This window comes from Klebsiella sp. PK01, from assembly GCF_057624675.1.
In genome coordinates, this window is record NZ_JBYEZM010000006.1 from 231,219 (window position 1) to 258,180 (window position 26,962).

At 58.3% G+C, this 26,962-nt stretch carries 23 protein-coding genes; 14 read left to right on the forward strand and 9 right to left on the reverse strand.

All coding sequences use genetic code 11. The annotated features are described in order from the left end of the window. Window positions 1-8 precede the first annotated feature (8 nt). The 8 genes from AC22LX_RS19925 (at window position 9) to AC22LX_RS19960 (ending at window position 7,635) form a co-directional block, all read left to right on the forward strand. Window positions 9-653 carry a DUF4310 family protein gene (locus tag AC22LX_RS19925; protein WP_015368573.1) on the forward strand — a complete coding sequence of 215 codons (645 nt, stop codon included), beginning with the start codon at window positions 9-11 and terminating at the stop codon, window positions 651-653. Between the two features lie 112 nt (window positions 654-765). Further along, on the forward strand, window positions 766-1,899 hold the full coding sequence (locus tag AC22LX_RS19930; RefSeq protein WP_487334161.1) for an amidohydrolase/deacetylase family metallohydrolase: 1,134 nt from the start codon (window positions 766-768) through the stop codon (window positions 1,897-1,899). Continuing rightward, window positions 1,883-3,001, forward strand: coding sequence for a DgaE family pyridoxal phosphate-dependent ammonia lyase (locus tag AC22LX_RS19935; protein WP_487334162.1), 1,119 nt, complete (start codon window positions 1,883-1,885; stop codon window positions 2,999-3,001). The genes AC22LX_RS19930 and AC22LX_RS19935 overlap by 17 nt, the downstream gene beginning before the upstream one ends. Next, window positions 2,998-3,738, forward strand: coding sequence for a 2-dehydro-3-deoxy-phosphogluconate aldolase (gene dagF, locus AC22LX_RS19940; RefSeq protein ID WP_045394691.1), 741 nt, complete (start codon window positions 2,998-3,000; stop codon window positions 3,736-3,738). The genes AC22LX_RS19935 and dagF overlap by 4 nt, the downstream gene beginning before the upstream one ends. 218 nt (window positions 3,739-3,956) lie before the next feature. Beyond that, window positions 3,957-5,108 carry a lactonase family protein gene (locus tag AC22LX_RS19945; protein ID WP_045394693.1) on the forward strand — a complete coding sequence of 384 codons (1,152 nt, stop codon included), beginning with the start codon at window positions 3,957-3,959 and terminating at the stop codon, window positions 5,106-5,108. A 22-nt stretch (window positions 5,109-5,130) separates the two neighbouring features. Beyond that, window positions 5,131-7,041: a BglG family transcription antiterminator gene (locus tag AC22LX_RS19950; RefSeq protein WP_045394695.1), complete on the forward strand. Its 1,911-nt coding sequence runs from the start codon at window positions 5,131-5,133 to the stop codon at window positions 7,039-7,041. A 77-nt stretch (window positions 7,042-7,118) separates the two neighbouring features. Then, the gene (locus AC22LX_RS19955) at window positions 7,119-7,361 is read left to right on the forward strand and encodes a type II toxin-antitoxin system RelB/DinJ family antitoxin (RefSeq protein WP_002886901.1); all 243 of its coding nucleotides are present in this window, start codon (window positions 7,119-7,121) and stop codon (window positions 7,359-7,361) included. Then, window positions 7,351-7,635: a type II toxin-antitoxin system RelE family toxin gene (locus AC22LX_RS19960; protein WP_047046230.1), complete on the forward strand. Its 285-nt coding sequence runs from the start codon at window positions 7,351-7,353 to the stop codon at window positions 7,633-7,635. Before AC22LX_RS19955 ends, AC22LX_RS19960 begins: the two co-directional genes overlap by 11 nt. Window positions 7,636-7,638: 3 nt before the next feature. Here AC22LX_RS19960 and nrdG read toward each other — a convergent pair whose 3' ends face one another. From nrdG to AC22LX_RS19975, 3 genes are all read right to left on the reverse strand, one after another. Next, on the reverse strand, window positions 7,639-8,103 hold the full coding sequence (nrdG, locus tag AC22LX_RS19965; RefSeq protein ID WP_045394699.1) for an anaerobic ribonucleoside-triphosphate reductase-activating protein: 465 nt from the start codon (window positions 8,101-8,103) through the stop codon (window positions 7,639-7,641). A gap of 422 nt (window positions 8,104-8,525) precedes the next feature. Then, window positions 8,526-10,664 carry an anaerobic ribonucleoside-triphosphate reductase gene (nrdD, locus tag AC22LX_RS19970; RefSeq protein ID WP_487334163.1) on the reverse strand — a complete coding sequence of 713 codons (2,139 nt, stop codon included), beginning with the start codon at window positions 10,662-10,664 and terminating at the stop codon, window positions 8,526-8,528. A gap of 356 nt (window positions 10,665-11,020) precedes the next feature. Continuing rightward, complete coding sequence (locus AC22LX_RS19975) at window positions 11,021-11,764, reverse strand: MurR/RpiR family transcriptional regulator (RefSeq protein ID WP_045394700.1); 744 nt, start codon at window positions 11,762-11,764, stop codon at window positions 11,021-11,023. A 261-nt stretch (window positions 11,765-12,025) separates the two neighbouring features. Here AC22LX_RS19975 and AC22LX_RS19980 point away from each other — a divergent pair, with 261 nt between their 5' ends. The 3 genes from AC22LX_RS19980 (at window position 12,026) to celB (ending at window position 15,111) form a co-directional block, all read left to right on the forward strand. After that, on the forward strand, window positions 12,026-12,334 hold the full coding sequence (locus AC22LX_RS19980; protein WP_020079792.1) for a PTS sugar transporter subunit IIB: 309 nt from the start codon (window positions 12,026-12,028) through the stop codon (window positions 12,332-12,334). A 91-nt stretch (window positions 12,335-12,425) separates the two neighbouring features. Further along, window positions 12,426-13,733 carry a 6-phospho-beta-glucosidase gene (locus tag AC22LX_RS19985; protein ID WP_047046225.1) on the forward strand — a complete coding sequence of 436 codons (1,308 nt, stop codon included), beginning with the start codon at window positions 12,426-12,428 and terminating at the stop codon, window positions 13,731-13,733. 25 nt (window positions 13,734-13,758) lie between these two features. Next, a complete protein-coding gene (gene celB / locus AC22LX_RS19990; RefSeq protein WP_045378465.1) occupies window positions 13,759-15,111 on the forward strand; it encodes a PTS cellobiose transporter subunit IIC in 1,353 nt (450 codons plus the stop codon). Window positions 15,112-15,167: 56 nt separating this feature from the next. Here the strand turns inward: celB and treC are convergent, their stop codons facing one another. The 3 genes from treC to treR form a co-directional block, all read right to left on the reverse strand. Next, window positions 15,168-16,823, reverse strand: coding sequence for an alpha,alpha-phosphotrehalase (gene treC, locus AC22LX_RS19995; RefSeq protein WP_045394702.1), 1,656 nt, complete (start codon window positions 16,821-16,823; stop codon window positions 15,168-15,170). A gap of 51 nt (window positions 16,824-16,874) precedes the next feature. Next, window positions 16,875-18,293 (reverse strand): PTS trehalose transporter subunit IIBC, encoded by a 1,419-nt coding sequence (gene treB, locus AC22LX_RS20000; RefSeq protein WP_045378471.1) that lies wholly within the window; start codon window positions 18,291-18,293, stop codon window positions 16,875-16,877. Window positions 18,294-18,423: 130 nt separating this feature from the next. Continuing rightward, window positions 18,424-19,371 (reverse strand): trehalose operon repressor TreR, encoded by a 948-nt coding sequence (gene treR / locus AC22LX_RS20005; protein WP_045394704.1) that lies wholly within the window; start codon window positions 19,369-19,371, stop codon window positions 18,424-18,426. 181 nt (window positions 19,372-19,552) lie between these two features. Here treR and mgtL point away from each other — a divergent pair, with 181 nt between their 5' ends. The 3 genes from mgtL to AC22LX_RS20020 all read left to right on the forward strand — a co-directional run bounded on the left by mgtL (window position 19,553) and on the right by AC22LX_RS20020 (window position 25,013). Continuing rightward, window positions 19,553-19,606: a mgtA regulatory leader peptide MgtL gene (gene mgtL, locus AC22LX_RS20010; RefSeq protein ID WP_219340445.1), complete on the forward strand. Its 54-nt coding sequence runs from the start codon at window positions 19,553-19,555 to the stop codon at window positions 19,604-19,606. Window positions 19,607-19,752: 146 nt separating this feature from the next. Then, entirely contained in the window at window positions 19,753-22,461 is a 2,709-nt protein-coding gene (gene mgtA, locus AC22LX_RS20015; protein WP_487334164.1) for a magnesium-translocating P-type ATPase, read from the forward strand. 158 nt (window positions 22,462-22,619) lie between these two features. Beyond that, entirely contained in the window at window positions 22,620-25,013 is a 2,394-nt protein-coding gene (locus AC22LX_RS20020) for a beta-N-acetylhexosaminidase (RefSeq protein WP_487334165.1), read from the forward strand. Window positions 25,014-25,070: 57 nt separating this feature from the next. On the opposite strand, the gene ridA is transcribed toward AC22LX_RS20020, so the two are convergent. The 3 genes from ridA to pyrB all read right to left on the reverse strand — a co-directional run bounded on the left by ridA (window position 25,071) and on the right by pyrB (window position 26,941). After that, the gene (gene ridA, locus AC22LX_RS20025) at window positions 25,071-25,457 is read right to left on the reverse strand and encodes a 2-iminobutanoate/2-iminopropanoate deaminase (RefSeq protein WP_020079786.1); all 387 of its coding nucleotides are present in this window, start codon (window positions 25,455-25,457) and stop codon (window positions 25,071-25,073) included. Window positions 25,458-25,530: 73 nt separating this feature from the next. Beyond that, on the reverse strand, window positions 25,531-25,992 hold the full coding sequence (gene pyrI, locus AC22LX_RS20030; RefSeq protein WP_015368555.1) for an aspartate carbamoyltransferase regulatory subunit: 462 nt from the start codon (window positions 25,990-25,992) through the stop codon (window positions 25,531-25,533). Window positions 25,993-26,005: 13 nt separating this feature from the next. Then, on the reverse strand, window positions 26,006-26,941 hold the full coding sequence (gene pyrB / locus AC22LX_RS20035) for an aspartate carbamoyltransferase (RefSeq protein ID WP_045394707.1): 936 nt from the start codon (window positions 26,939-26,941) through the stop codon (window positions 26,006-26,008). Window positions 26,942-26,962 lie beyond the last annotated feature (21 nt).

A 26,962-nucleotide genomic window follows, 5' to 3' on the forward strand; every position in this document is an offset into this window, starting at 1 on the left:
GCCTGATAATGGAACAGAATAAAGGTTTTTGGTATGCCGACTGGTCGTTCCCGATCTTTGTTGGCCTGCTCTCCTCCGGCGTCTTCGCCGGGACGCACATGTACTACCTGTACGGCATCGGCGCATTTAACGAAGTGGCCTTCGTGGCGATGTTGAAGGCAGGGATTGATACCGGCGCGTACGGCGCGGTGGCGGCATTCGGCGCGAGCTTCCTGTTCGCCCGCATCATCGAAGGTTCGCTGGTGGGGATTCTGGATATCGGCGGCGCCATCCAGACCGGTATCGGCCTCGGCGTGCCGGCGCTACTGCTTGGCGCGGGCTTTGTCTTCCCGGTGGCGAACTTCGCCGCGTCGCTGGCAACCGGCCTGATCCTCGGCCTGGCGGTCGGCTACATCATCATTCTGGCGCGTAAGTTCACCATCAACCAGAGCGACTCCACCTACGGCGCCGACGTGATGATGGGGGCCGGTAACGCCTCCGGCCGCTTCCTCGGTCCATTGATCATCCTCAGCGCGATGACGGCGTCTATTCCTATCGGGATTGGTTCTTTGGTTGGCGCACTGCTGTTCTACATCTGGCAGAAACCGATCACCGGCGGCGCCATCCTCGGCGCGATGATCCTCGGTTCCATCTTCCCGATTGCGATTAGCTAATCGCCCGATGGCGCTGCGTTTATCGGGCCTACAAGTCAGCGCGATTTGTAGGCCGGATAAGGCGGTACGCCGCCATCCGGCAACAGATTCACTCTTTCATCAGGAGATAGCTATGTTTGATTTACTCCTGCGCCGTGCGCGCCTCGTCGACGATACCCTGACTGATATCGCCATCCAGGACGGGAAAATCGCGGCGCTGGGCGAGATTAGCGCGCCCTCCCGTAAGACCATCGAACTGAACGGCAAGGTTTACGTCAGCGCTGGCTGGATTGACTCTCACGTTCACTGCTACCCGAATTCACCGATTTATCATGATGAGCCGGATAGCGTCGGCATCGCCACCGGCGTCACCACCGTGATCGATGCCGGCAGCACCGGCGCCGACGACGTCGATGACTTCTATCAACTGACCCGTAAAGCGGCGACGGAAGTTTATGCGTTGCTCAACATCTCCCGCGTCGGGCTGATTGCGCAGAATGAGCTGGCGAATATGGCCAATATCGACGCCGCCGCGGTGAAGCAGGCGGTGCAGCGTCATCCTGACTTTATCGTTGGCCTGAAGGCGCGGATGAGCAGCAGCGTCGTCGGCGAAAACGGCATCACGCCGCTGGCGCGCGCCAAGGCCATTCAGCAGGAAAACGGCGATCTGCCGCTGATGGTGCACATCGGCAATAACCCGCCGAACCTCGATGAAATCGCCGATCTGCTGAGCAACGGCGACATCATTACCCACTGCTATAACGGCAAGCCGAACCGCATTCTTAATCCTGCCGGCGAGCTGCGCAGCTCCATTACTCGCGCGCTGCAGCGCGGCGTGCGCCTCGATGTCGGCCACGGTACCGCCAGTTTCAGCTTTGAAGTGGCGCGGCGGGCGATTGCGATGGGCATTCTGCCGCACACCATTAGCTCCGATATTTACTGCCGTAACCGTATCGACGGCCCAGTACGCTCGCTGGCGCTGGTGATGTCGAAATTCCTCGCCATCGGCATGACCCTGCCGCAGGTGATTGACTGCGTGACCGTCAGCGCCGCCGAGGGGCTGCGTCTGACGCGTAAAGGGCGCCTCGAAGAGGGCTTCGATGCCGATTTAACGCTATTTAGCCTGCAGCATCAGCCCACGTTGCTGGTAGATGCCGAAAAAGAGGGCCTGCAGGCTGACAATATTCTGGTGCCGCTGGCCGCGATTCGCGCGGGCAAGGGCTATCTGACCGAACAAGGGAGCGCGGAACATGTCTTCGATTTTTGAGAAATACCATTTAAAACAAGTTATTAACACTTCTGGCCGGATGACGGCGCTGGGCGTCTCCACGCCGCGCCCGGAAGTGGTTGAAGCCGCGATGGCCGGTATGAACCAGTACTTTGAAATGAAAGACCTGGTGAATAAAACCGGCGAGTACATCGCCAAACTGCTGGATGTGGAAGGGGCGACCGTTGTCTCCTGCGCGTCGGCGGGGATTGCCCAGTCGGTAGCGGCGGTGCTGGTGAAAGACAGCGACTGGCTGCTGGAGAACCTGCACGTTACCCCGATTGAAAATAACGAAATCGTGTTGCCGAAGGGCCACAACGTCAACTTTGGCGCGCCGGTAGGCACCATGGTGGCGTTGGGCGGCGGTAAGCTGGTGGAAGCGGGCTACGCCAACGAATGTTCTGCCCAACAGCTGGCGGCGGCGATCACTCCGCGCACCGCGGCGATTCTGTACATCAAATCCCACCACTGCGTGCAGAAAAGCATGCTCAACGTCGCGCAGGCCGCGGAAGTAGCGCGCCAGCATAACTTACCGCTGATCGTCGATGCGGCGGCGGAAGAAGATCTGCAGTGCTACTACCGCATGGGCGCCGATTTGGTTATCTACAGCGGCGCGAAAGCGATTGAAGGGCCGACCAGCGGGCTGGTCATCGGCAAAACGCAGTACGTTGAGTGGGTTAAGCGCCAGTCGATGGGGATTGGCCGGGCGATGAAAGTGGGCAAAGAGGGCATTCTCGGTCTGACCTGCGCGATTGAACACTACCTGACGGCGACCAAAGAGAGCGGTCAGCAGATGGTGGACAAGATGACGCCGTTTATCGAACAGCTCAACACTCTCAACGGCGTGACCGCGCGGGTGGTGTGGGATAGCGCGGGCCGCGATATCGCCCGCGCCGAAATTAAATTTGATGAAGCGACCACTGGCGTGAATACCGGCGATCTGGTTAACGCGCTGAAGCAGGGCGAATACGCCATTTACTTCCGCGGCTATAAAGCGAATGAAGGCATTATTGAAGCCGATGTCCGCAGCGTGAACGCGCAGCAGCTGGAGGTGGTCTCCCGCCGCATCGCAGAAGTTCTGAATAAGGAGAAAAAAGCATGAAACTGACCCCAAATTTTTACCGTGACCGCGTGTGCCTGAACGTACTGGCGGGCAGCAAAGACAACGCCCGTGAAATTTACGACGCGGCGGAAGGTCACGTACTGGTCGGCGTGCTCTCCAAAAACTATCCGGACGTCGCCAGCGCGGTGGCCGATATGCGTGAATACGCGAAGCTGATTGATAACGCGCTCTCCGTCGGGCTGGGCGCAGGCGATCCAAACCAGTCGGCGATGGTGAGCGAGATTTCTCGCCAGGTGCAGCCGCAGCACGTCAACCAGGTCTTCACCGGCGTGGCTACCAGCCGCGCGCTGCTCGGGCAGAACGAGACCGTGGTGAATGGTCTGGTCTCGCCGACCGGTACGCCGGGAATGGTGAAGATCTCAACCGGCCCGCTGAGCAGCGGCGCGGCGGATGGGATTGTTCCGCTGGAAACCGCCATCGCGCTGTTGAAAGATATGGGCGGCAGCTCTATCAAATACTTCCCGATGGGCGGCCTGAAGCACCGCGCCGAATTTGAAGCCGTCGCCAAAGCCTGCGCTGAACACGATTTCTGGCTGGAGCCGACCGGCGGTATCGATCTGGAAAACTACAGCGAGATCCTGAAAATCGCGCTGGATGCCGGCGTGAGTAAAATCATCCCGCATATTTACAGCTCGATTATCGATAAAGCCAGCGGCAACACCCGCCCGGCCGATGTTCGCCAGTTGCTGGAGATGACCAAACAGTTAGTGAAGTAGTGCCATTGTCCCTCACCCTAACCCTCTCCCAAGGGGAGAGGGAACCGTCCGGTTTTCTCCCTCAGGAAGAGGGGACCATCTGGTTTTCTCCCTCAGGGAGAGGGGACCGTCTGGTTTTCTCCCTCAGGGAGAGGGGACCGTCTGGTGTTCTCCCTCTCCCTTTGGGAGAGGGCCGGGGTGAGGGGAAACTTATCCCACCGAACCATCAAGGAGTTACCATGCCAACCGCTCGTCACCTGCTTGTTGCTTCACTGTCTCTGCTTGCCGCCGGCGCCGCCGCGCAAACCCACTACGCCTGGATTGGCACCTATAATCCTAATGGCGAAGGTCTGTATCGCTTTACCGTCGATGCCAAAACCGGCGCCCTGCGCGATAAGGCGCTGGTGAGCTCGTTGCCGAACGTCGCGCAGCTGACCGTGTCGCGCGATGGCAAAACGCTGTATGCCGCCAGTGAAGTCGAAAAAGGCGTGGTGCAGGCGTGGCGAATTGACAAGAACGGCGAGCTGGCGGAACTCAACCAGGTTGCCTCTGGCGGCGCCGGGCCGGTGTATCTCTCCCTGACGCCGGATGGTAAATATCTGTTGGTGGCCAACTACGTTAGCGGCAGCACCGCCGTGCTACCGGTGAAAGAAGATGGTAGCCTGGGCGAGGCGGTAGATGTGCATCAGGATGAAGGTCCGGCCGGCGCCGAACGTCCGGCGGCGGCCGTCGAGGGCAGCTTTGCCATTAGCGATCACAATGGCCCGCACGCCCATATGATCGCCGCCGATCCCAGCGGGAAGTTTGTTTACTCCACCGATCTGGGGCTGGATCGGATCTATCAGTACCGTCTGGATAGCGCCAGCGGCAAACTGACGCCAAACGATCCGCCGTTTATCGCCGCCTCGTCGCCGGGCGCCGGCCCGCGGCACTTCGTCTTTACGCCAAAGGGCGACGGCCTGTGGCTGATTAACGAAGAAGCGTCGACGCTAACCTTCTATCATCTTGATAAGCAAAGCGGCCTGCTGCGCGAAGGCAAAACCGTCTCTGCGCTGCCAAAAGAGTATAAGGGCACCAGCTTTGCCGCCGGCCTTGTGCTGAGCAACGATGGCAAACAGCTATACGTCGCCAACCGCTTGCATAACAGCATTGCCCACTTTAGCGTGCTGGCTGACGGCAGCCTGAGCCACCAGGAGGATATCTGGACGCGCGGGGATTACCCCCGTACGCTGACCCTGGATAATCAGGGGCAGTGGCTGTACGTCATGAACCAGCGTAGCGATAATATTACCCGTTTTAGCGTGGCGCCGAAGGATGGCAAATTAACCTTTGCCTCAGACTACACGCCGGTCGGTAGCCCATCGCAGATGGTGATATCCGCCCAACCCTGAGCCGTAACAACAAGGAACTGACATGCGATTTCCCAACCAACGCTTAGCGCAACTCTTCACCCTGCTGCGAAATGAAACGCTGCCGCAGGATGAACTGGCGCAGCGGCTGTCGGTTTCTACCCGTACCGTGCGCGCCGATATTACCGCGCTGAATGCGCTGCTGGCGCAGTATGGCGCGCAGTTTACGCTCAACCGCGGTAGCGGTTATCAGCTGAAGATTGACGACCGATCGCGTTTTCAGGCGCTGGAGGAGACGGCGCCGAAGACGCAGCACGTGCCGCGTACCGCCCAGGAGCGCATCCACTTTTTGCTGGTGCGTTTCCTGACCTCGGCATTCTCTATCAAGCTGGAAGATCTGGCCGATGAATGGTTCATCAGCCGCGCCACGCTGCAGAATGATATGGTCGAGGTGCGCGAGCGCTTCCAGCGCTATCAGCTTACCCTCGAAACCCGCCCGCGCCACGGCATGAAGCTGTTCGGCAGCGAGGTATCGATTCGCGCCTGCCTGACCGATCTACTGTGGGAGCTGACGCTGCAGGGCGGCATTAATCCGTTGATTAGCGCCGAGGCGCTGGAAGCGGATGTCCCGGCGCAACTGGAGCCGGTGCTGCAGGAGACGCTCACGCGGCATCATATTCGCCTCACCGATGTCGGCGAGCGTTTTATCTGCCTGTACGGCGCGGTCGTGGTACGCCGCGTTAGCGAAGGCTATCCGCTGGCCGATTTTAGCGCTGAAGATGTGGCGCAAAACGTCCGCGACGCCGCGCGCGACTTGGCGGGAGAGCTACAGCGGTTGGCCGGAAAACCCTTCTCGCCCGCCGAGGAAGAGTGGCTGTGCGTGCATATCGCCGCCCGCCAGGTACAGGATGTCGATCCAGAAACCATCAGCGCCGACGATGACGAAGCGCTGGTCAATTACATTCTGCGTTACATTAACAGCCAATATAACTATAACCTGCTGGAAGACGCCCAGCTGCACGCCGATCTGCTGACCCACATTAAGACCATGATCACCCGCGTGCGCTATCAGATAATGATCCCCAATCCGCTGCTCGATAACATCAAACAGCACTATCCGATGGCATGGGATATGACCCTCGCCGCGGTATCGAGCTGGGGCAAATACACGCCTTATACCATCAGCGAAAACGAAATCGGCTTTCTGGTGCTGCATATCGGCGTCGGGCTGGAACGCCACTACAACATCGGCTACCAGCGCCAGCCGCACGTGCTGCTGGTGTGCGATACCAGCAATGCGATGGTGCGGATGATCGAAGCGATCCTGCAGCGTAAATATCCGCAACTGGAGATCGCCGCCACCATTTCCCAGCGCGAGTACGAACAGCGAGAAGCGATCGATGAGGATTTTGTTATCTCAACGGTGCGGATCGGCGAAAAAGACAAACCGGTGGTGACCATCGCGCCGTTCCCCACCGATTACCAGTTAGATCAGATTGGCAAGCTGGTGCTGGTGGATCGCACCCGTCCGTGGATGTTGAATAAGTACTTCGATGCCGCCCACTTCCGGGTGATCGATAAGCCGATAGATCAGCAAACGCTGTTCGCCGAGCTGTGTCAGCAGCTGCAGCAGGAGGGTTTTGTCGATGCGGAGTTTCATGATTCGGTGGTCGAGCGTGAAGCGATCGTCAGTACCATGCTGGGCGATGGCATTGCGCTGCCGCACGCCCTCGGTCTGTTAGCGAAAAAGACGGTGGTCTATACCGTTATTGCTCCGCAGGGCATCGCCTGGGGCGACGAAATCGCCCATATCATCTTCCTGCTCGCTATCAGCAAGAGCGAGTATGAAGAGGCGATGGCGATCTACGATATTTTCGTGACGTTCCTGCGCGAGCGGGCCATGAGCCGCCTCGCCGCGACCCGCAGCTTCGATGAGTTTAAAACGGTGGCGATGGAGTGCGTCAGTCGGTTTTGAGAGGTGTTTTCCAGATTCGAATGTAATTCAAATGTAATGCTATACTGCATTACAAAATTCCCCTTTCTGGAGGCATAATGGCCACGCTCAATGTTCGACTGGACGATAAACTCAAAAAAGAGGCTTATGCCGTGCTGGAGAAACTCGATATGACGCCAACGGAGGCGGTACGCTTGCTGTTTCAATACATTGCGGAAAATGGCCGCATGCCGGTGAAAAGTATGACCATCAGCGATGGCGAAGCGGCGTTGTTACGCACCGTTCGCGAGCGGCTGGAGAACCCACGGCCGGGGGTTAAGGTGAGTCTGGATGACCTATGAACTGGAGTTTGATCCACGAGCCTTGCGCGAATGGCAGAAGCTTGGCGAGACGGTCAAAAAACAGTTCAAAAATAAGCTCCAGCAGGTTGTGCAGAATCCGCGAATTGAGTCGGCCAGGCTGAGCGATTTGCCGGATTGCTACAAAATCAAGCTTAAGGCGTCAGGTTATCGGCTGGTGTATCAAGTACGAGATAGTGTGGTGGTGGTTTACGTTATTGCCATTGGCAAAAGAGAGAAAGCGGCCGTTTATCATCAGGCGAATAAACGGCTCTAAACGCTATCGCAAATGATGCACGACCTGGTTGCTGCTGCCGCGCCAGATAAGCGCCGGGTCTTTTAAATCCTGCACAAACTTACCGTCGACCAGCACGTTAATCAGGTTCACGACTTCCATCTGCTCTGCGTTCAGTTCATCAATCTTATAGCCGGTCCAGACCCAGATATCTTTACCGGGGCATTCGGCGCGTACGCGCTGCACCAGTTTGAGGATCTCCGCGACGTTTTGCGGATGCAGCGGATCGCCACCGGAGAGTGAAAGCCCCTGGCGTTTGATGCGGGTATCGTTGAGGTCGGCAATGATGCGGTCGGCCATCCCGATCGTGAACGGCATGCCGGAATTCACCCGCCAGGTGCTTTTGTTGTAGCAGCCGGGGCACTCGTGGACGCAGCCGGAGACAAACAGGGTGCAGCGGGTGCCGGGGCCGTTGACGATGTCGACGGGGTAGTATTGGTGATAATTCATTTTCGCTTCTCAATTAACGTCATAGCGGCGTTGGCTGCGCTCACTCACCCTAGTCACGTACTGAATGTACGCTCCTGGAGATTCCTTCGTTTGCCGCCTTGCTCTGACGTTAATTGCTTTGCGAAAACGCAGGCGTGCGGCCATTTCCCGGCGTCGCTGCGCTCGGCCGGGCTACCAGGGGCTGATACCCTCACCCCGGCCCTCTCCCAAGGGGAGAGGGGGGAAACCAGCGCCGTGCTTGAACGGTTCCCACTCCCAAGGGGAGAGGGGGGAAACCAGCGCCGGGCTCAACGCCGGGCTTGAACGGTTCCCACTCCCAAGGGGAGAGGGGAAAACCAGCGCCGGGCTTAATGCCGGGCTCGAACGGTTCCCTCTCCCTTGAGGGAGAGGGTTAGGGTGAGGGTGAGAACCCTGTGCAGAACTTAACCGATCTGCCCATTGCCCAGGTGCTTCACGCGGCGCTTCACTTCTTCCTGCTTGCCAGCGTTGAACGGACGCGCGTCCGGGCTGCCGAGATAACCGCATACCCGGCGGGTCACCGATACGCGGGCGGCGTCGTGGTTGCCGCATTTCGGGCAGGTAAAGCCTTTGCTGGTGCACTCGAACTCGCCGGTATACCCGCACTCGTAGCATTCATCGATCGGCGTATTGGTGCCGTAATACGGTACGTGCTGATAGCTGTAATCCCACACGTCTTCCAGCGCCTTGAGGTTATGCTGGATATTCGGATATTCGCCGTAGCAAATGAAGCCGCCGTTGGCCAGCGGCGGATACGGCGCTTCAAAATCGATCTTGTCGTACGGGTTCACCTTCTTCTCGACGTCGAGATGGAAGCTGTTGGTGTAGTAGCCTTTCTCGGTCACGCCCGGTACCACGCCGAATTCGGCGGTATCGAGGCGGCAGAAGCGATCGCACAGGTTTTCGCTCGGCGTGCTGTACAGGCTGAAGCCGTAGCCGGTCTCTTCCTTCCACTGTTCAACGGCGTCGCGCAGACGCTGCACGATGGCGATGCCTTTTTCACGCAGCGCTTCGCTATCGTACATATGCTGATTGTTGTACAGCGCGTTGATGGTCTCGTGAACCCCGATGTAGCCCAGGGAGATGGACGCGCGGCCGTTTTTGAAAATTTCCGCGACGTCGTCGTCGGCTTTCAGACGCACGCCGCAGGCGCCTTCCATATACAGAATCGGCGCGACGCGGGCTTTCACCCCTTCCAGGCGAGCGATACGGGTCATCAGCGCTTTGCGCGCCAGCAGCAGGCGCTCGTCCAGCAGCGTCCAGAAGGCGGCTTCGTCGCCTTTCGCTTCCAGCGCGATACGCGGCAGGTTCAGGCTGATAACGCCGAGGTTGTTGCGCCCATCGTGTACCTGTTCGCCGTTCTCGTTTTCCCACACGCCGAGGAAACTGCGGCAGCCCATCGGCGTTTTAAACGACCCGGTAACTTTCACGACCTGATCGTAGTTGAGAATATCCGGGTACATACGCTTGCTGGCGCACTCTAACGCCAGCTGTTTGATGTCATAGTTCGCATCGCCGAATTTATGGTTCAGACCGTCGCGAATGGCGAAGACCAGTTTCGGGAATACCGCCGTTTTGCGGTTTTTGCCGAGACCGGCGATGCGGTTGCGCAGAATCGACTGCTGGATCAGGCGCGACTCCCAACTGGTGCCGAGGCCAAAACCAAAGGTGACGAATGGCGTCTGGCCGTTGGCGGTATGCAGCGTGTTGACCTCATATTCCAGCGACTGGAACGCGTCGTAGCACTCTTTTTCGGTCCGCGTACGGGCATAGCCTTCGGCATCCGGGATCTGCCACTCTTCGGCAATTTTACGATGCTTTTTGAAGCTCTCGGTGACGAACGGCGCCAGCACTTCATCGATCCGGTTAATGGTGGTGCCGCCGTAAATATGGCTGGCGACCTGGGCGATAATCTGCGCCGTGACCGCGGTGGCGGTAGAGATAGACTTCGGCGGCTCAATTTCGGCATTGCCCATTTTAAAGCCGTGCGTCAGCATGCCTTTCAGGTCGATCAGCATGCAGTTGAACATCGGGAAGAACGGCGAATAGTCGAGATCGTGGTAGTGGATCTCGCCGCGCTCGTGCGCCTGTACGACATCGCGCGGCAGCAGATGCTGACGGGCATAGTGTTTGGCCACGATACCGGCCAGCAGATCGCGCTGGGTCGGGATCACTTTACTGTCTTTGTTGGCGTTCTCGTTGAGCAGCGATGAGTTGGTTTGCTCGACCAGACCACGAATTTCCTGGTTCAGGCGGCCGCGCTTTTCACGCTCGATATCGCGATCGTGGCGATATTCGATATAGGCGCGTGCCAGCTGTTTCCACGGGCCGGACATCAACTGGTTTTCCACGGCGGTCTGGATATCGTTGATATCGACCTGCGCGCGGCCCTGCATTTGCTGGCTAACGACTTCTGCGACGGTGGCGCAATAGTCTGCGTCATCGACTCCCGCTGCTTTAGCTGCACGCAGAATTGCTTCTTTAATGCGCTCTGACTTGAACGGCACTTTACAGCCATCACGTTTCATCACATGCGGTGTCATGATCACTCCATATATAGAACAGGTTATCCACAGAGGCGGAAGGTCTCCCAAAAGCGCGCCACGCTACGACTAGCGGCGTTTGCCTTCGGATCCGGCCCTTTTTATCCACATCTCATCACCGCCCAACAACGACAAGATATGGTGACATAATAGACGATTAATACAATATGTAGGGCCGGGGCGCATTTTAAGTTCTATATGTAGTGATTTGCATCAAAGATGTTTGCGATTTTATTGACCCAGAACAAGGTAAAAAGGTGAGAGTACGGATGATGGGCGCTGGCGTAAATGTAAATTTAGGCGCTTAAAATATAAGCAAAAATTGGGCCCGAACACTAAAGGAACGGGCAAAACATTCAGGCTATCAATGTATCGTTAAGCAGATCGACCAGCAGTAGCAGGGCGTAGCGGGCATGTTGCGGGTTGGCGGGCAGCGGAAGCACGGCGCTGGCCATATCGGCCAGCGCATGCTGTTCCGGGGTCAGTGCGATAATCGTCACTCCCTGCGTACGCGCCTGCAGCGTCGCGCTCTGTAATACCGTACTGGCTTCGGCGGTGGCCAGCACCAGCAGTAGATGATCGTCGTTGAGGGTACTGGCGGTCATTCGCATCAGCGCCGCCTCCTGACAGAGATTAATCGCGATGCCGGATGGCAGCAGCTGGTGCTGCAGCAGCGCCGCCAGCGCCACGTCCTGGGCGCCGAGGGCGAAGCAATGCACCGCGCGAGCGCTCAGCAGGCGCGATTTGCACTTTTCCACCGCCGCTTCGGCGGTGTGCCCGAGCTGGCGGGTTAGCGTATCGCCGAGGCTGCTAAGTTTGTCGCGCCAGGCGACGGGCAGGGCGGCGCTATCCGGCGTGAGCCAGCTGGCGCGCCGTTCACTAGCCTGCGCCAGCTGTTTACGTAAATCACGAATATCATCACAGCCCACTGAACGGGCGAAGCGGGTGATGGTGGCCGGGCTGACCCCCGCGCTGGCGGCCAGTTCGTCAATGGAGGCGCTGGCGGTAAAGCTAAGATTTTCCAGAATAAAGGCGGCGACGCGCGACTCCTGAGCGCTAAAGCGGATCAATCCTTCCTGTAGCTGACCTACGATATCCATCCTGATGTTCCCTTTGGCAGTACCCGGAATTGAAAATATTTTTCACTTAGTGAATAGCCGTTTTTATAGCATCTGCGCAGGCGATTTCCTATATCTGGCGTCGATGTTTGGCAATGACATGAGGAAATAATGCGCAAAAATTGAGCCTCGATCACATCGGTGAAAATTATTTTCATATAGCCTTCACTATCACACAATATTAACAATATAGTCGCACAGGTCGTGAAGGCTGAAGCGATAAACATGCAAAGGGGAAGCGCAATGCCACGAATCGTACTCTGTTGTGCCGCAGGCATGTCGACCAGCATGCTGGTAAATAAAATGAAAGCGGAAGCCCAGCAGCGCGCGCTGGCGCTGGAAATCTACGCGGTGGCGGTGGCGGAATTTGAACGTGAACTGCCGAACGCCGATGTCATCCTCCTCGGACCGCAGGTCAAATACGAAGCCGGACGGCTAACCGCGCTGGCGGCGCCGCAGGGCAAAGCGGTAGCGGTGATCGATATGGCCGACTACGGCATGATGCGCGGCGCCGCGGTGCTGGATAAAGCGCTGGCCCTGCTCGAACGCTAATTTACTAATCCCGTTTTTTATCACCCTCACGTGCGGTCCTGGCGATCGCGCGCGGCGATCTGCATGCCGAAAAATGCGAATAGAGGTCACTATGCAAGCACTGAAAATCGCCGTTATCGGCGGCGGCAGCAGCTACACGCCGGAGCTTATTGAAGGGATTATCGTTCGTTATGAGCAGCTTCCGGTCACCGAACTGGCGCTGGTGGATGTCGAATCCGGCAGGGAAAAAGTTGAGATCATTGCCGCGCTGGCCCGGCGGATGTTGAAACATAAAGGGCTGGAGCAGGTGGCGGTCAGCGTCCACTTTACGCTCGATGAGGCGATCCGCGGCGCCAGCTTTGTGCTGACGCAGCTACGCGTCGGGCAACTGGCGGCGCGCGCCGCCGATGAACGGCTGGGTCTCAAATATCATCTATTGGGCCAGGAGACCACCGGCGTCGGCGGTTTCGCCAAGGCGCTGCGGACGATCCCGGTGATCCTCGATGTTGCGCGCAAAGTGGAACAACTGGCGCCGGAAGCGTTCATTCTTAACTTTACCAACCCGGCGGGGATCGTCACCGAGGCGGTCAGCCGCTACAGCAAGGCGAAGATCATCGGCCTGTGCAACGTACCGATCAACATGCAGCACATGATCGTCGGCATGTTGGGCGCGCAGGAGTCCGAAGTGAAACTGCGCTTTGCCGGGCTCAACCATATGGTCTGGGTGCATAAGGTGCTACAGGGGCGCGAGGATGTCACCGGTAAAGTGATCGATATGCTGTGCGACGGTAAGGCGCTGTCGATGAACAACATTAAAGAACTGCCGTGGCCGGCGGAATTCCTCCGCGCGCTGAAGGCGATTCCGTGCCCTTATCATCGTTATTTCTGGCTGACGCCGGCGATGCTGGCGGAAGAGATCGCCGCAGCGAAAACCAAAGGCACCCGCGCCGAGCAGGTGATGAAGGTCGAGCAGGAGCTGTTTGCGCTGTACGCCGACCCGCAGCTGGAAGAAAAACCAGAGCAACTGAGCTTTCGCGGCGGCGCTTACTACTCGGAAGTGGCCGTTGAGCTTATCAACGCGATTCACAACAACCTGGGCGCGGAGATGGTGGTAAACACCCGCAACAACGGCGCGATTCACGGCCTGGATGATGATGCGGTGGTGGAAACCAACAGCATTATCGATGCGCAAGGGGCGCGGCCGCTGGCATTCGGCCCGCTGCCGCCGGCGATGAACGGCCTGACGCAGCAGGTGAAAGCCTTTGAACGGCTGACGATTGAAGCCGCGGTACACGGCTGCCGCGAGAGCGCGCTGCTGGCGCTGGTGGCTAACCCGCTGGTCGGTAACGTCACCGATGCCCAGGCGCTGCTGGATGAAGTGTTAACGATAAACCGTCAATGGCTGACGCAATTTAACTGACCGCTATTTCCCTCGGGAGCACACCATGTCGAATACAAGCTGGATTGAACGTTACGTCATGCCGGCGGCGCTGAAAATCGCCGGGCAAAAGCACGTCCTGTCGGTACGCGATGGCATCATTCTGAATATGCCGTTTATGCTGATTGGCTCGTTTTTCCTGATTTTCGCCTACCTGCCGATCCCCGGCTATGCCGACATGATGAGCGGCCTGTTTGGCGAGGTCTGGCGCGATAAAATGCTGTACCCGGTGAAAGCGACCTACGACATTATGGCGCTGATTTCCAGCTTCGGCATCGCCTATCGGCTGGCTGAGAAGTACCGCACTATCGACCCGCTGAGCGCCGGGGCGATGTCGTTGGTGGCTTTTGTGATGACTATCCCGCAAAACACCCTGTTTACCCCGGTACACGGCGCGGCGGAGGTGATTAAAGGAGTGATCCCGGTGAGCATGGTCGGCAGCCAGGGGTTGTTTGTCGCTATTGTTATTTCGCTGCTGTCGACGGAGATTTATCGTTTGGTCGCCAGCCGCAATCTCGTTATCCGCATGCCGGACGGCGTGCCGCCGGCAGTGGCGAAATCATTCCTCGCCCTGATCCCCGGCTTCTGTGTTCTGGCGGTGGTGCTGGCGCTGCGCCTGGCGGTTGAGGCCTCGCCGTTCGGCGACATCAACAGCATGATCGCCACCCTGATCGGTATTCCGATGCATCACGTCGGCGGTACGCTGCCGGGGATGATTATTTCGGTGATTGTGATCGGTATTTTGTGGACGCTGGGCCTGCACGGCGACGCGATTGTGCTGGTATTTATCCAGCCGGTGTGGCTGTCGAATATGTCAGAGAACCTGACGGCCTTTCAGAACGGCCAGCCGATCCCGCATATTATTACCCAGCAATTTTACGACCTGTGGATTGCGCCCGGCGGCACCGGCGCGCTGCTGGGGCTGGTGATTTTTATGTTGCTGCGCAGCCGTAGTCAGCAGATGAAACAGCTGGGGAAAATTGCCGCGCCGGGAGCGTTGTTTAACATCAGCGAGCCGATGGTGTTTGGCATCCCGCTGGTGATGAACCCCTACTTCTTCCTGCCGTTTATTTTAACGCCGGTGCTGCTGGTGATCGTGTCCTATACCGCGATGGCGACCGGGCTGGTGGCGCCGCCGGCCGGAATCGCGCTGCCGTTCACCACGCCGATTTTCATCAGCGGCTATCTGGCGACCGGCGGCCATATTTCCGGCACCGTACTGCAGGTAGTGAATTTAACTATTTCGCTGGTGGTTTACTATCCGTTCTTCCGCGCCTGGGATCGGCTGAAGGCCAAAGAGGAGCATGCCTCAGCGCAGCCGCAGGAGAGCGTTATCCTTCCTGACGCTGACCGCGCGTAATCTCCAGTGCCACGAACCGGTAGCCCCGGTGAGCGTAGCGCCACCGGGGAAAAGCTTTACGCCTGCACCCACCATACCGCTTCGAACGGCCGCAGCGTCATTGCCGCCGGACGGTTGGCCGTTTCCGCATAGTTGCCAATCAGCGCCCGCCAGTCGCCGGACATCTCCGGCGGCTGCCACGGCTGGAACTCACGGCTCAGGTTGGCGGCCACCACCAGCGTCTGCCCCTGCCACTGGCGGCGATAACACCACAGCGACGGATGGTCCGGCAGCAGATCCTGATAATCCCCCCAGGTCAGCACCGGCGTGGTTTTTCGCAGCGCGATCAGCTGCTGATAGGTGTAAAACACCGATTCCGGATCCGCTAGCGCCGCCTCGACGTTAATCTCGCGATAGTTATCACCCAACGCGATCCAGGGTTCTCCATCGCTGAAGCCGCCGTTCTCGCCGTCGTGCCACGGCATCGGTGTGCGGCTATTATCGCGCGATTTGCTGGCCAGAATCGCCAGCAGTTCATCCGGGCTTTGCCCCTGCGCCGCGCGCTCGATAAACATGTTATGGCTTTCCACGTCGCGATAATCGCTGATGTTGCTGAAATGCGGGTTGGTCATGCCAATCTCTTCGCCCTGATAGATATAGGGCGTGCCCTGCATGCCGTGCAGTACCATCGCCAGCATCTTCGCCGCCGGCACCCGGTACTCGCCCTCGTCGCCGAAGCGTGACACGATGCGCGGCTGATCGTGGTTACACCAGAACAGCGCATTCCATGCCCGGTTATGCATCCCTTGCTGCCAGTGGCGGAATAGTGCTTTCAGCGCCACGTAGTCCGGACGGGCGAGGGTCCATTTTTCGCCGCCGGGATAATCGACTTTTAAGTGATGAAAATTAAACGTCATCGACAGTTCGCGTCCGTCCAGCGCGGCATACTGCTGGCAGTGTTCAAGCGAAGTGGAAGACATTTCGCCGACGGTCATCAGGCCACGAGGGGTAAAGACATCGCGGCTCATTTCCTGCAGGAACTCGTGAACCCGCGGGCCATCGGTGTAGAAGCGACGTCCATCGCCAACGCTATCGGACGGGAAGTTCTGATCCTTGGAGATAAGATTGATGACATCGAGGCGCAGGCCATCAACGCCGCGATCGGCCCAGAACTCGCAGACTTTTTTCAGCTCGGCGCGTACCGCCGGGTTTTCCCAGTTGAGATCCGCCTGCTCGGTGGCGAAAAGATGCAAATAATACTGTTCGCTTTCCGCATGCCACTGCCAGGCGTTACCGCCGAATTTCGAACGCCAGTTATTCGGCAATGTTCCCGGCTCGCCGTCGCGCCAGATATAGAACTGGCGGTACGGGCTTACCTTATTTAACGACTGGATGAACCATTCGTGTTCCGTCGAGGTATGGTTAAACACCATATCCAGCACGATGCGGATACCGCGCGCTTTCGCTCCGGCGACCAGTTGGTCGAAATCTTCCAGCGTGCCGTATGAGGGATCGATAGCGGTATAGTTCGCCACGTCATAGCCGTTGTCCACCTGCGGTGAGACGTAGAACGGCGTCAGCCAGATAGCGTCGACGCCGAGCTTTTTCAAGTAGTCGAGACGGGCGGTGACGCCGCGTAAATCGCCGGTACCGCTGCCGGTGGTGTCCTGAAAACTCTTCGGGTAGATTTGATAAATAACGCCGTTTTGCCACCAGCGGGGAAGGGTATTCATATTACGTTCCTGCGAATAAAGGGGGCGCAAGCGGCGCCCCGAAAGAAGACGTTAGATAATCTGCAAGGTGCCCTGACGGTACTTGCGTTGATAAACCACGGTGGTGAGGATAATCGGCACTACCACGGCGATGGCCATCGCCGTGGCGTAGACCTGCCAGTAGCTTGGCTGAATCGACAGGATGCCCGGCAGGCCGCCGACGCCGATGCCATTCGCCAGCACGCCGTTCAGGCCGCAGAGCAGGCCCGCAAGGCCGGATCCGACCATCGCGCACAGCATCGGGAAGCGGTACTTCAGGTTGATGCCGTACATCGCCGGTTCGGTGACCCCGAGATAGGCGGAGATCGCCGCGGGTACCGAGATTTCGCGTTCATTCTGTTTACGGCTGGCAATAATAATGCCTACCACCGCCGACGCCTGAGCAATATTCGACAGCGCAATCAGCGGCCATACCGGCGTGCCGCCCATGCTTTGAATCATCTGCATATCGATAGCGAGGGTGGTCTGATGTACGCCGGTTATCACCAGCGGCGCATAGAGGAAGCCGAACAGCGCGGCGCCGATCGGCGCGAAGCTGCCGGTTAACAAGTGGCGTACCGCGAAGGCCACGCCGTCGCCAATCAGACGACCAAACGGGCCGATAAAAGCGTGAGCGAGGAACACCGCCAGAATCAACGAGCACACCGGCACCACCACCAGATAGAGGTAGTCAGGCACGATACGCTTGAGGCGCGTTTCGATAAAGCCCAGCGCCAGCCCCGCCAGCAGAGCCGGGATCACCTGCGCCTGATAGCCGACTTTCGCAATGGTAAACAGGCCGAAGTTCCACACTTCCGGCACCTGCTGGCCGAGCAGGTAAGCGTTCATCAACTGCGGAGAGACCAGCGTGACGCCAAGCACGATCCCGAGGATCGGCGTGCCGCCCATTTTCTTCACCGCTGACCAGCAGATCCCCACCGGCAGATAGAAGAAGATAGCCTCGCCAATCAGCCACAAGAAGTCATAAATCGTTTTCAACGACGGGTGCATTTGCGCCAGCGTCTGGCCGTTGCTCATCGGCAGATCGCCGATGACGTTACGGAAACCGAGGATCAGACCGCCGCTGATCAGCGCCGGCAGGAGCGGGAAAAAGATCTCGGCAAAGTGCGAGATCAACCGTTCGTGCCACTTCATGTTTTGCCGCGCGGCCTGTTTGGCCTGCTCTTTGTCGGCGGACGCCTGGCCGGTGGTGGCCAGCAGCGCCTTATAGTAATCGCCGACTTCGGTGCCGATGACCACCTGGAACTGCCCGGCGTTAGTGAAGCATCCCTTCACCATGCGCAACTGCTCAATATCTTTCGGTTTGGCGATGGCCGGATCGTTCAGCACAAAGCGCAAACGGGTAATACAGTGGCTGACGGTGGCAATGTTGCCGCGCCCGCCCACCAGTTCGATCAGTTTATCGATGTCCTGCTGGTTTACTTTGCTCATGATGAAGCCTCAAAAACAGAGGGGAGAGATGCCGTTTTTACCTTGCATGCATCCTAACCGTTCCGTTGGGAATGCAAAATGGGAACGTTCCCGAAACTCGGCGAAGATCACATAAATCGCCCGAACGAGATTAATTCAGGGCAGCGGGAATGACGATTTGGCGGGGTTCGGCGTGGCCAGCGATCTGGTCGATCAACTGCTGCGCCGCCTGGCGTCCGGCTTCGGCGTAGCCGGGATCGACGGTGAGGATCTCCGGATGCAGAAACTTCATCAGCGGCGTGCTGCCAACGCTGGCGAGTTGTAGCGTGTCGATACGCTGTTCCTGTAGATATTTACTGGCGCCGAGAGCGAGAGTATCGGTGGCGCAGACCAGCGCGCGGGTCTCGGGCGTCAGTACGCTGGCAACGCTTTCATAACCCTGCTTCATCGCCAGTCCCGGCAGGGCAGCGGTCGGCGTGAGCTTCTTTTGCGCGCAGAAATCGAGATAAGCCTGATGACGGCGTTCCCCGGTGGTAACGTCGCTGTGCGGCACGCCGAGGAAGCTTATATGCCGGTGTCCGCGCTCATAGAGACGCTGCATCAGTAACTTGATCGCGCCATGATCGTCATAACACACCGAAGCGAAGCCGGGAGCGTCGCGCGCCAGCAGCACCAGCGTTTCGCGCCACGGCGCGAGCATCTCCTCGCGAATACCGGTAAAGCCGAACAGTACCACGCCGTCGATATTGCGGCGGGCGAGCATGCCCAGATGTTCTTCCACCAGCGCCGGAGAAAACTGGCTCTCCATCATGATCGGATCGTAGCCCTGCTGATAAAAGGCGGGCAGCATGGTCTGCACCGCTAAATTTTCCGACAGCGAATCCAGACGGGTGACGATAATCGCCACCACCTTATCGCTCTGACCACGCATGGCGCGGGCGGAGCGGGAAGGGGAGAAACCGTGCTGCTGCATCACCGCTTCCACCCGTTCGCGGGTGCGCTCGCTGACGCCGCTTTCGTTATTCAGCACGCGCGACACCGTCGATTTTCCGACGCCGCTTAAACGCGCGATATCTTTGATTGTTAGCCGGTTTTGCATACGAGGTTCTCGCCGTCGTCCGATTTGAGTGAGTCTAATGCTACTCAACGAATCCTCAATGAGCAAAGACTGGTTGAGGTCCGGTTTAGTTGCCGGACGGTATGATAGCCATAATAGCCACAAATAGTTTCCTGGTCGCGGTATACTCCGCGCCGTCTTGAGTTACTTACCGGAGAATTTTATGGACCCCGATCCCACTCCTCATCCTCGATGGAGCAACCTTTCTTTCCGGTAAGCCTGTTTAGCACTGCTTTACCGGAAAGCGTAAAGCAGTGACGTCCACGATGTCCCTGCCCTATAAAAATAATGCCTGACAGGTAAGGCTTTGCCACGCCTGTTGGCAACGCTGCGTTCGCTCGCGCGAGCGCGGAGGGACTGTTTATGCTGAAAAATTTTACCCGGCAGCTGTTCGCGCAGCTTAGCCGTCATTTACCCCATCGTTTGATCCAGCGCGATCCGCTGCCCGACGCCCGTAACCTGGCCAGCGCGCCGATCCCGGATTCACTCGGCAAGCGCTGCCTGGACGTGGCGGCCATGGATGAGCATGAAATCTGGCGCGCGTTCGACAGCCACCCTGAAGGTCTGAACGACGTCGAAGTGGCGGCGAAAATCGCCCTGCACGGCGATAACCAAATCCCGGCGCAGAAGCCGTCGCCGTGGTGGGTTCATCTGTGGACCTGCTATCGCAATCCGTTCAACCTGCTGTTGACGGTGCTCGGCATCGTCTCCTATTCCACTGAAGATTTGTTCGCCGCGGGCGTTATCGCGCTGATGGTCGGCATCTCGACGCTGCTTAACTTCATCCAGGAAGCGCGCTCGACCAAAGCGGCGGATGCGCTGAAGGCGATGGTCAGCAATACCGCCACGGTGCTGCGGGTTATCAACGAGCAGGGCGAGAGCCGCTGGCTCGAACTGCCCATCGACCAACTGGTGCCGGGCGATATCGTCAGGCTATCGGCGGGAGATATGATCCCGGCGGACCTGCGCATCATTGTGGCGCGCGACCTGTTTGTCGCTCAGGCCTCGCTGACCGGCGAATCGCTGCCGGTTGAAAAAGTCGCGCGCACCCGCGATCCGCTACAAACCAATCCGCTGGAATGCGACACCCTGTGCTTTATGGGGACCAACGTGGTAAGCGGCTCGGCGCAGGCCATCGTCTACGCCACCGGCGGCAACACCTGGTTCGGCCAGCTTGCCGGGCGCGTCAGCGAGCAGGAAAGCGAACCGAACGCCTTTCAGAAAGGCATTAGCCGGGTCAGCATGCTGCTGATCCGCTTTATGCTGGTGATGGCGCCGGTGGTGCTGTTGATCAACGGCTACACCAAAGGCGACTGGTGGGAAGCGGCGCTGTTCGCGCTGTCGGTGGCGGTCGGCCTGACGCCGGAGATGCTGCCGATGATCGTCACCTCGACGCTGGCGCGCGGGGCGGTGAAGCTGTCAAAACAAAAGGTGATCGTCAAACACCTCGACGCCATTCAAAACTTTGGCGCGATGGATATCCTCTGCACCGATAAAACCGGCACCCTGACCCAGGACAAAATCGTGCTGGAGAACCACACCGATGTTTCCGGTAAATCCAGCGAGAGAGTCCTGCACACCGCCTGGCTCAATAGCCATTACCAGACGGGGCTTAAAAACCTGCTCGACACCGCGGTGCTGGAAGGCGTGGAGCTGGATGCCGCTCGCGGTCTCGCGGAGCGCTGGCAGAAGGTGGATGAGATCCCGTTTGATTTTGAACGTCGCCGCATGTCGGTGGTGGTGAAAGAGCAGGACGACGCGCATCAGCTGATCTGTAAAGGGGCGCTGCAGGAGATCCTCAACGTCTCGACCCAGGTGCGCTACAACGGCGAAATCGTACCACTGGACGAGACCATGCTGCGCCGTATTCGCCGGGTGACCGATACCCTGAACCGTCAGGGGCTGCGAGTGGTGGCGGTGGCGACCAAATACCTGCCGGCGCGGGAAGGCGACTATCAGCGTGCGGATGAATCCGACCTGATCCTCGAAGGCTACATCGCCTTTCTCGATCCGCCGAAAGAGACTACCGCCCCGGCGCTGAAAGCGCTGAAGGCCAGCGGCATTACGGTGAAAATCCTCACCGGCGACAGCGAACTGGTGGCGGCGAAAGTGTGTCATGAAGTGGGTCTGGATGCGGGCGAAGTGGTGATTGGCAGCCAGATTGAAGCCATGAGCGACGACGAACTGGCGGCGCTGGCGAAACGCACCACGCTGTTCGCGCGCCTGGCGCCGCTGCATAAAGAGCGCATCGTGACGCTGCTGAAACGCGAAGGTCACGTGGTGGGTTTTATGGGTGACGGTATTAACGACGCCCCGGCGCTACGCGCGGCGGATATTGGCATTTCCGTTGACGGCGCGGTGGATATCGCCCGCGAGGCGGCGGATATCATTCTGCTGGAAAAAAGCCTGATGGTACTGGAAGAGGGGGTTATCGAAGGCCGCCGCACCTTCGCCAACATGCTCAAGTACATCAAAATGACCGCCAGCTCCAACTTCGGCAACGTCTTCAGCGTGCTGGTGGCCAGCGCCTTCCTGCCGTTCCTGCCGATGCTGCCGCTGCACCTGTTGATTCAGAACCTGCTGTACGATGTCTCCCAGGTGGCGATTCCGTTTGATAACGTCGATGATGAGCAGATCCGTAAACCGCAGCGCTGGAACCCGGCCGATCTCGGGCGTTTTATGGTCTTCTTCGGGCCGATCAGCTCGATTTTCGATATCCTCACCTTCAGCCTGATGTGGTGGGTGTTCCGCGCCAACAGCGTCGAGATGCAGACCCTGTTCCAGTCCGGCTGGTTTATTGAAGGGCTGCTGTCGCAGACGCTGATTGTGCATATGATCCGTACCCGCCGCATTCCGTTCGTCCAGAGCCGCGCCGCGTGGCCGCTGTTCGCGATGACGCTGCTGGTGATGGCGGTGGGTATCGCGCTGCCGTTCTCGCCGCTGGCGGGCTACCTGCAGCTGCAGGCGCTGCCGCTCAGCTATTTCCCATGGCTGGTGGCGATTCTGGCGGGTTACATGGTGTTGACCCAGACCGTTAAAGGCTTCTACAGCCGTCGTTACGGCTGGCAGTAGAGGTTTCGCCCCTTTGCCACCGGGCAGAGGGGCTTACCGGTATTTCTCTTAAATCTCATCAAGTTGTGAAGCCCGTCAACGCCATGTATTGACGCACTTTTGTGCGCATGTTAACCCAATGTTTTGCTTTTTTTGGCCCGTCATAAAAAGGAACATTGATGATTAACACCGTGCGTTACAGTCTGCTGACCAGCGGAATATTACTGAGCAGCATGGCGCTTGCCGCCCCGGCGGGCGATCTGCCGCTGATGCCGTGGCCCGCCCATGTGGAGCGCCCGCAGGCGCAGGGGGCGTTGGCGCTAAATAATCAGCTGACGATCAACGTCAGCGGCGACGATCTTGGTGAGGCGGCGAACCGCTGGCGCGAACGTCTTGCGCGGCAAACCGGCTGGACGCTCCAGCCGCAGACGGCGCCGGTGAAAAGCCCAACCATTAACGTGATCGTCAGTAAAAAAGTGCCTTTCCTGCCGCAGCCGGATAGCGACGAAAGCTATCAGCTAACCGTTAACGCAGACGGCGCGACCCTGAAAGCCAATACGCGTTTTGGCGCGCTGCGCGGCATGGAAACGCTGCTACAGCTGGTACAAAACGGTCCTGACGGCACCACCATTCCTTATGTCGCCATTGACGATGCGCCGCGCTTCCCGTGGCGTGGACTGCTGCTGGATTCCGCCCGTCACTTTATGCCGCTGTCGGCGATCAGACGGCAGATTGACGGTATGGCGGCGGCGAAGCTTAACGTACTGCACTGGCATCTGACCGACGATCAGGGCTGGCGTTTCGCCTCCAGCCGCTATCCGAAGCTGCAGCAGCAGGCCAGCGACGGCCTGTTTTATACCCAGGCGCAGATGAAAGACATTGTGCGTTACGCGGCTGAACGCGGTATTCGCGTGGTGCCGGAAATCGATATGCCGGGCCACGCCTCGGCGATCGCCGTGGCTTATCCGGAACTGATGAGCGCGCCGGGGCCTTACGCGATGGAGCGCCACTGGGGCGTGCTGAAACCGGTACTCGACCCAACAAAAGAGGCCACCTACGCGTTTGCCGAGGCGATGGTCAGCGAACTGGCGGCTATCTTCCCCGATCCGTATCTGCATATCGGCGGTGATGAAGTCGATGACAGCCAGTGGCGCGCCAATCCGGCCATTCAGAAATTCCTCAAAGAGAAGGGGCTGGCGGACAGCCACGCGCTACAGGCGTACTTCAACCGGCGCCTGGAGAAGCTGCTCGAGAAACATCACCGGCAGATGGTCGGCTGGGATGAGATCTACCACCCTGATTTACCGAAGAGCATTCTGATCCAGTCCTGGCAGGGGCAGGACGCATTAGGCGACGTCGCCAAACACGGCTATCGCGGTATTCTCTCCACCGGTTTTTACCTCGACCAGCCGCAGTACACCGCCTATCACTATCGTAATGAAATTATCCCGCAGGGGCTTAACGGCGTGGATACGATTACCGATAGCGACAGCGCCCAGAGCTGGCAGTTTTCGATGCCGCGGCTGAAGGGCAGCGCGGTTGAGGGCAGCTTTACGCTGGTAAAAGGCGATAGCGGCTGGCGAGGGTTTATTGATTTTAAAGGTAAATCACGGCGTGCCGTGCAGGAGATTGAATGGCTCGGCGACAATCAGGTTACGTTCCGCGTCGATACCTGGATGGGCGAAACCCGCCCGGTACTGACCATTAACGATGACAAGCTCGCAGGTTACTTCCTGCTTGGCAACACCCGTTATCCCATTGACGGCAAGCGGCTGGATGCCGTGCCGCAGGGCATTCAGCCGACGCTGCCCGACGCGCAGCAACAGAAGAATCTGCTGGGCGGTGAGGCGGCGCTGTGGGCGGAAAACGTCGCCGCGCCGGTCATCGATATCAAGCTGTGGCCGCGCGCTTTTGCAGTAGCGGAGCGTCTGTGGTCGGCCGAGGACGTCAAAGACAGCGACAATATGTATCAGCGCCTGCAGGCGATGGACAGCTGGTCAACGGTCTCCGTGGGCCTGCAGCAGCACACTCAGCAGCTGGAGCAGTTCACCCGGCTGGCGAACAGCAGCCATACGCTGGCGTTGCAGATCCTCGCCGAGGCGCTGGAGCCGGCGCATTACTACACCCGTCAGCATCTCAAGTTCCAGGCGAACAATTACCATCAATTTGAACCGCTTAACCGGCTGGCCGATGCGTTACCGGCGGAGAGCGATACCGTACGCAGCCTGAACCAGTGGGCGGAGCGGCTGATCAGCGATGCCGAAGACACCGAGAGCGCCGATGCGCTGCGCCACGTCTTTACCCGCTGGCAGAACAACAGCGGCGATGCGCTAGCGCTGACCGATAATAACTATCAGCTGGCGGCGATTAAACCGGTGGTGCAGCAGGTTGATAAGCTGGCGAGCCTCGGGCTGCGCTTGACCGATCTGGTGGCGCGGCAGGGAACGCTGGACGATAAAGAGTACGCCTCAATCCAGGCGCAGCTGGATACGGCGGCGAAAACCCAGGATGAGCTGGTGATTGCGGCGGTCTATCCGCTGGAGAAACTGCTGCGGGCAACGAAGATAAAATAGGGCATTTCCCTCACCCCGCGGATGGCGCAAGCGCCTGGGGTGAGGGCAGAGAAGCGATTAGCGACGGATCGCGATAGCTTCAATCTCAATCTTCACGTCTTTCGGCAGACGCGCGACTTCTACGCAGGAACGCGCCGGGAAAGTGGCGTTATGCTCGGTGAAGAACGCTTCATACGCGGCATTCACGGTGGCGAAATCGTTCAGATCTTTCACGAAAACGGTGGTTTTCACGATATCGCCCACTTTCAGGCCAGCGGCTTCAACGATAGCTTTTACGTTGTCCAGGGACTGACGCGCCTGCGCGGCGACATCTTCCGGCACGCTGCCGGTTTTCGGGTCTACTGGGATCTGGCCGGAAGTGATGATCATGCTACCCAGATCAACACCTTGTACATATGGGCCGATAGCTGCTGGTGCCTTTTCCGTCGCAATAGTTTTGCTCATAATATCTCCAGATGAACTGCAGTAATTAGGTCGTAGCCATTATAGGGAGGGCCGGTATTAATACCAACCGCAATTAGTTGGCCAGCACCACATAATGGGAAAACTCTTTTTCACAGTATTTGCATTTGAGTGCAATGTCATCGGCGCGTTTTTTCACTGCGAAACTCGACGAAACCGGCTCAGCGTGACTGATGCAGTTGCTGTTCGGGCAGACCAGCACGCTGTTGATGCGCTCCGGCAGGCTCGGGCGGGATTTGCCCACTACTTCGTAATCATCAATACGGTTAACCGTTGCGTCCGGCGCATACAGCGCCAGCTGATTGACCTGCTCATCGGTCAGAAAGGTGTTCTCGATTTTAATCAAATCTTTACGGCCCATCTCACCGGATGGCAGGTTCAGGCCGATGGTGATGCGCTGGTCGGTTTCGGTCAGCTTGAACAAGGTCAACAGTTTGAAGCCGACCTGGGCCGGGATATGGTCGATCACGGTGCCGCGCTTAATGGCTTCTACCTGCAGTTTATTGTCGTGTGTCATCTCTCATTCCCCCTTACTGTGCCAGCTCGCTATTCAATACCAGTGCCAGTAACGCCTGGCGGGCGAAGATGCCGTTGCCTGCCTGCTGGAAGTACCAGGCGTGCGGCGTTTTATCGACATCGGTGGTGATTTCATCAACGCGCGGCAGCGGGTGCAGCACTTTCATGTTGGCGCGCGCGCCTTCGAGATCCGCGGCGCGCAGTATGAACTGCGCCTTCACGTTGGCGTATTCCGATGGGTCAAGGCGCTCTTTCTGCACGCGCGTCATATACAGAATATCGACCTCTGCCATCACTTCGTCGATGGCGCTATGCAGGCTCCAGGCGATGCCTTTTTCATCCAGCATATCGAGAATATATTGCGGCATCGCCAGCGCGTCCGGGGCGATGAAGTAAAAGCGGTTGCCGTTGAATTTGGCCAGCGCCTGGGTCAGCGAGTGTACGGTACGGCCATATTTCAGGTCGCCGACCATCGCGACATTAAGATTCTCAAGGCGGCCCTGAGTTTCCTGAATGGTGAACAGGTCGAGCAGGGTTTGTGTCGGATGCTGATTGGCGCCGTCGCCGGCGTTGAGAATCGGCACGCCGCCGGAGAATTCGGTTGCCAGACGCGCGGCGCCTTCTTGCGGATGGCGCATCACGATAGCATCGACGTAGGTGCTGATAACCGAAATGGTGTCGGCCAGGGTTTCGCCTTTCTTACCGAGCGAGGTGTTGCTGCTGTCGGAGAAGCCGACCACGCTGGCGCCGAGGCGGTGCATGGAGGTTTCAAAAGAGAGACGAGTACGAGTGGAGGCTTCAAAGAAACAGCTGGCGATAACCTTATGCTTCAGCAGCTCGGGTTGCGGATTGGCTTTCAGCTTTGCGGCCGTCGCCAGCACCAGTTCGAGGTCTTCGCGGCTGAGATCGTTTATGGAAATGATATGTTTTTGATATAGCGGGTTAGCCATGCTTATCTCCTGACGCCTGAG

Bases quoted from the DNA above. Each gene is read 5' to 3' on its own strand.
- ridA (WP_020079786.1), bottom strand. From the start codon at position 25,457: ATGAGCAAAACTATTGCGACGGAAAAGGCACCAGCAGCTATCGGCCCA.
- AC22LX_RS19985 (WP_047046225.1), top strand. From the start codon at position 12,426: ATGCAAGCACTGAAAATCGCCGTTATCGGCGGCGGCAGCAGCTACACG.
- mgtA (WP_487334164.1), top strand. From the start codon at position 19,753: ATGCTGAAAAATTTTACCCGGCAGCTGTTCGCGCAGCTTAGCCGTCAT.
- treC (WP_045394702.1), bottom strand. From the start codon at position 16,823: ATGAATACCCTTCCCCGCTGGTGGCAAAACGGCGTTATTTATCAAATC.
- AC22LX_RS19925 (WP_015368573.1), top strand. From the start codon at position 9: ATGGAACAGAATAAAGGTTTTTGGTATGCCGACTGGTCGTTCCCGATC.
- AC22LX_RS19930 (WP_487334161.1), top strand. From the start codon at position 766: ATGTTTGATTTACTCCTGCGCCGTGCGCGCCTCGTCGACGATACCCTG.
- AC22LX_RS20020 (WP_487334165.1), top strand. From the start codon at position 22,620: ATGATTAACACCGTGCGTTACAGTCTGCTGACCAGCGGAATATTACTG.
- dagF (WP_045394691.1), top strand. From the start codon at position 2,998: ATGAAACTGACCCCAAATTTTTACCGTGACCGCGTGTGCCTGAACGTA.
- AC22LX_RS19935 (WP_487334162.1), top strand. From the start codon at position 1,883: ATGTCTTCGATTTTTGAGAAATACCATTTAAAACAAGTTATTAACACT.
- pyrB (WP_045394707.1), bottom strand. From the start codon at position 26,941: ATGGCTAACCCGCTATATCAAAAACATATCATTTCCATAAACGATCTC.
- AC22LX_RS19950 (WP_045394695.1), top strand. From the start codon at position 5,131: ATGCGATTTCCCAACCAACGCTTAGCGCAACTCTTCACCCTGCTGCGA.
- AC22LX_RS19960 (WP_047046230.1), top strand. From the start codon at position 7,351: ATGACCTATGAACTGGAGTTTGATCCACGAGCCTTGCGCGAATGGCAG.
- AC22LX_RS19945 (WP_045394693.1), top strand. From the start codon at position 3,957: ATGCCAACCGCTCGTCACCTGCTTGTTGCTTCACTGTCTCTGCTTGCC.
- AC22LX_RS19980 (WP_020079792.1), top strand. From the start codon at position 12,026: ATGCCACGAATCGTACTCTGTTGTGCCGCAGGCATGTCGACCAGCATG.
- nrdG (WP_045394699.1), bottom strand. From the start codon at position 8,103: ATGAATTATCACCAATACTACCCCGTCGACATCGTCAACGGCCCCGGC.
- treB (WP_045378471.1), bottom strand. From the start codon at position 18,293: ATGAGCAAAGTAAACCAGCAGGACATCGATAAACTGATCGAACTGGTG.
- treR (WP_045394704.1), bottom strand. From the start codon at position 19,371: ATGCAAAACCGGCTAACAATCAAAGATATCGCGCGTTTAAGCGGCGTC.
- pyrI (WP_015368555.1), bottom strand. From the start codon at position 25,992: ATGACACACGACAATAAACTGCAGGTAGAAGCCATTAAGCGCGGCACC.
- nrdD (WP_487334163.1), bottom strand. From the start codon at position 10,664: ATGACACCGCATGTGATGAAACGTGATGGCTGTAAAGTGCCGTTCAAG.
- AC22LX_RS19955 (WP_002886901.1), top strand. From the start codon at position 7,119: ATGGCCACGCTCAATGTTCGACTGGACGATAAACTCAAAAAAGAGGCT.
- celB (WP_045378465.1), top strand. From the start codon at position 13,759: ATGTCGAATACAAGCTGGATTGAACGTTACGTCATGCCGGCGGCGCTG.
- AC22LX_RS19975 (WP_045394700.1), bottom strand. From the start codon at position 11,764: ATGGATATCGTAGGTCAGCTACAGGAAGGATTGATCCGCTTTAGCGCT.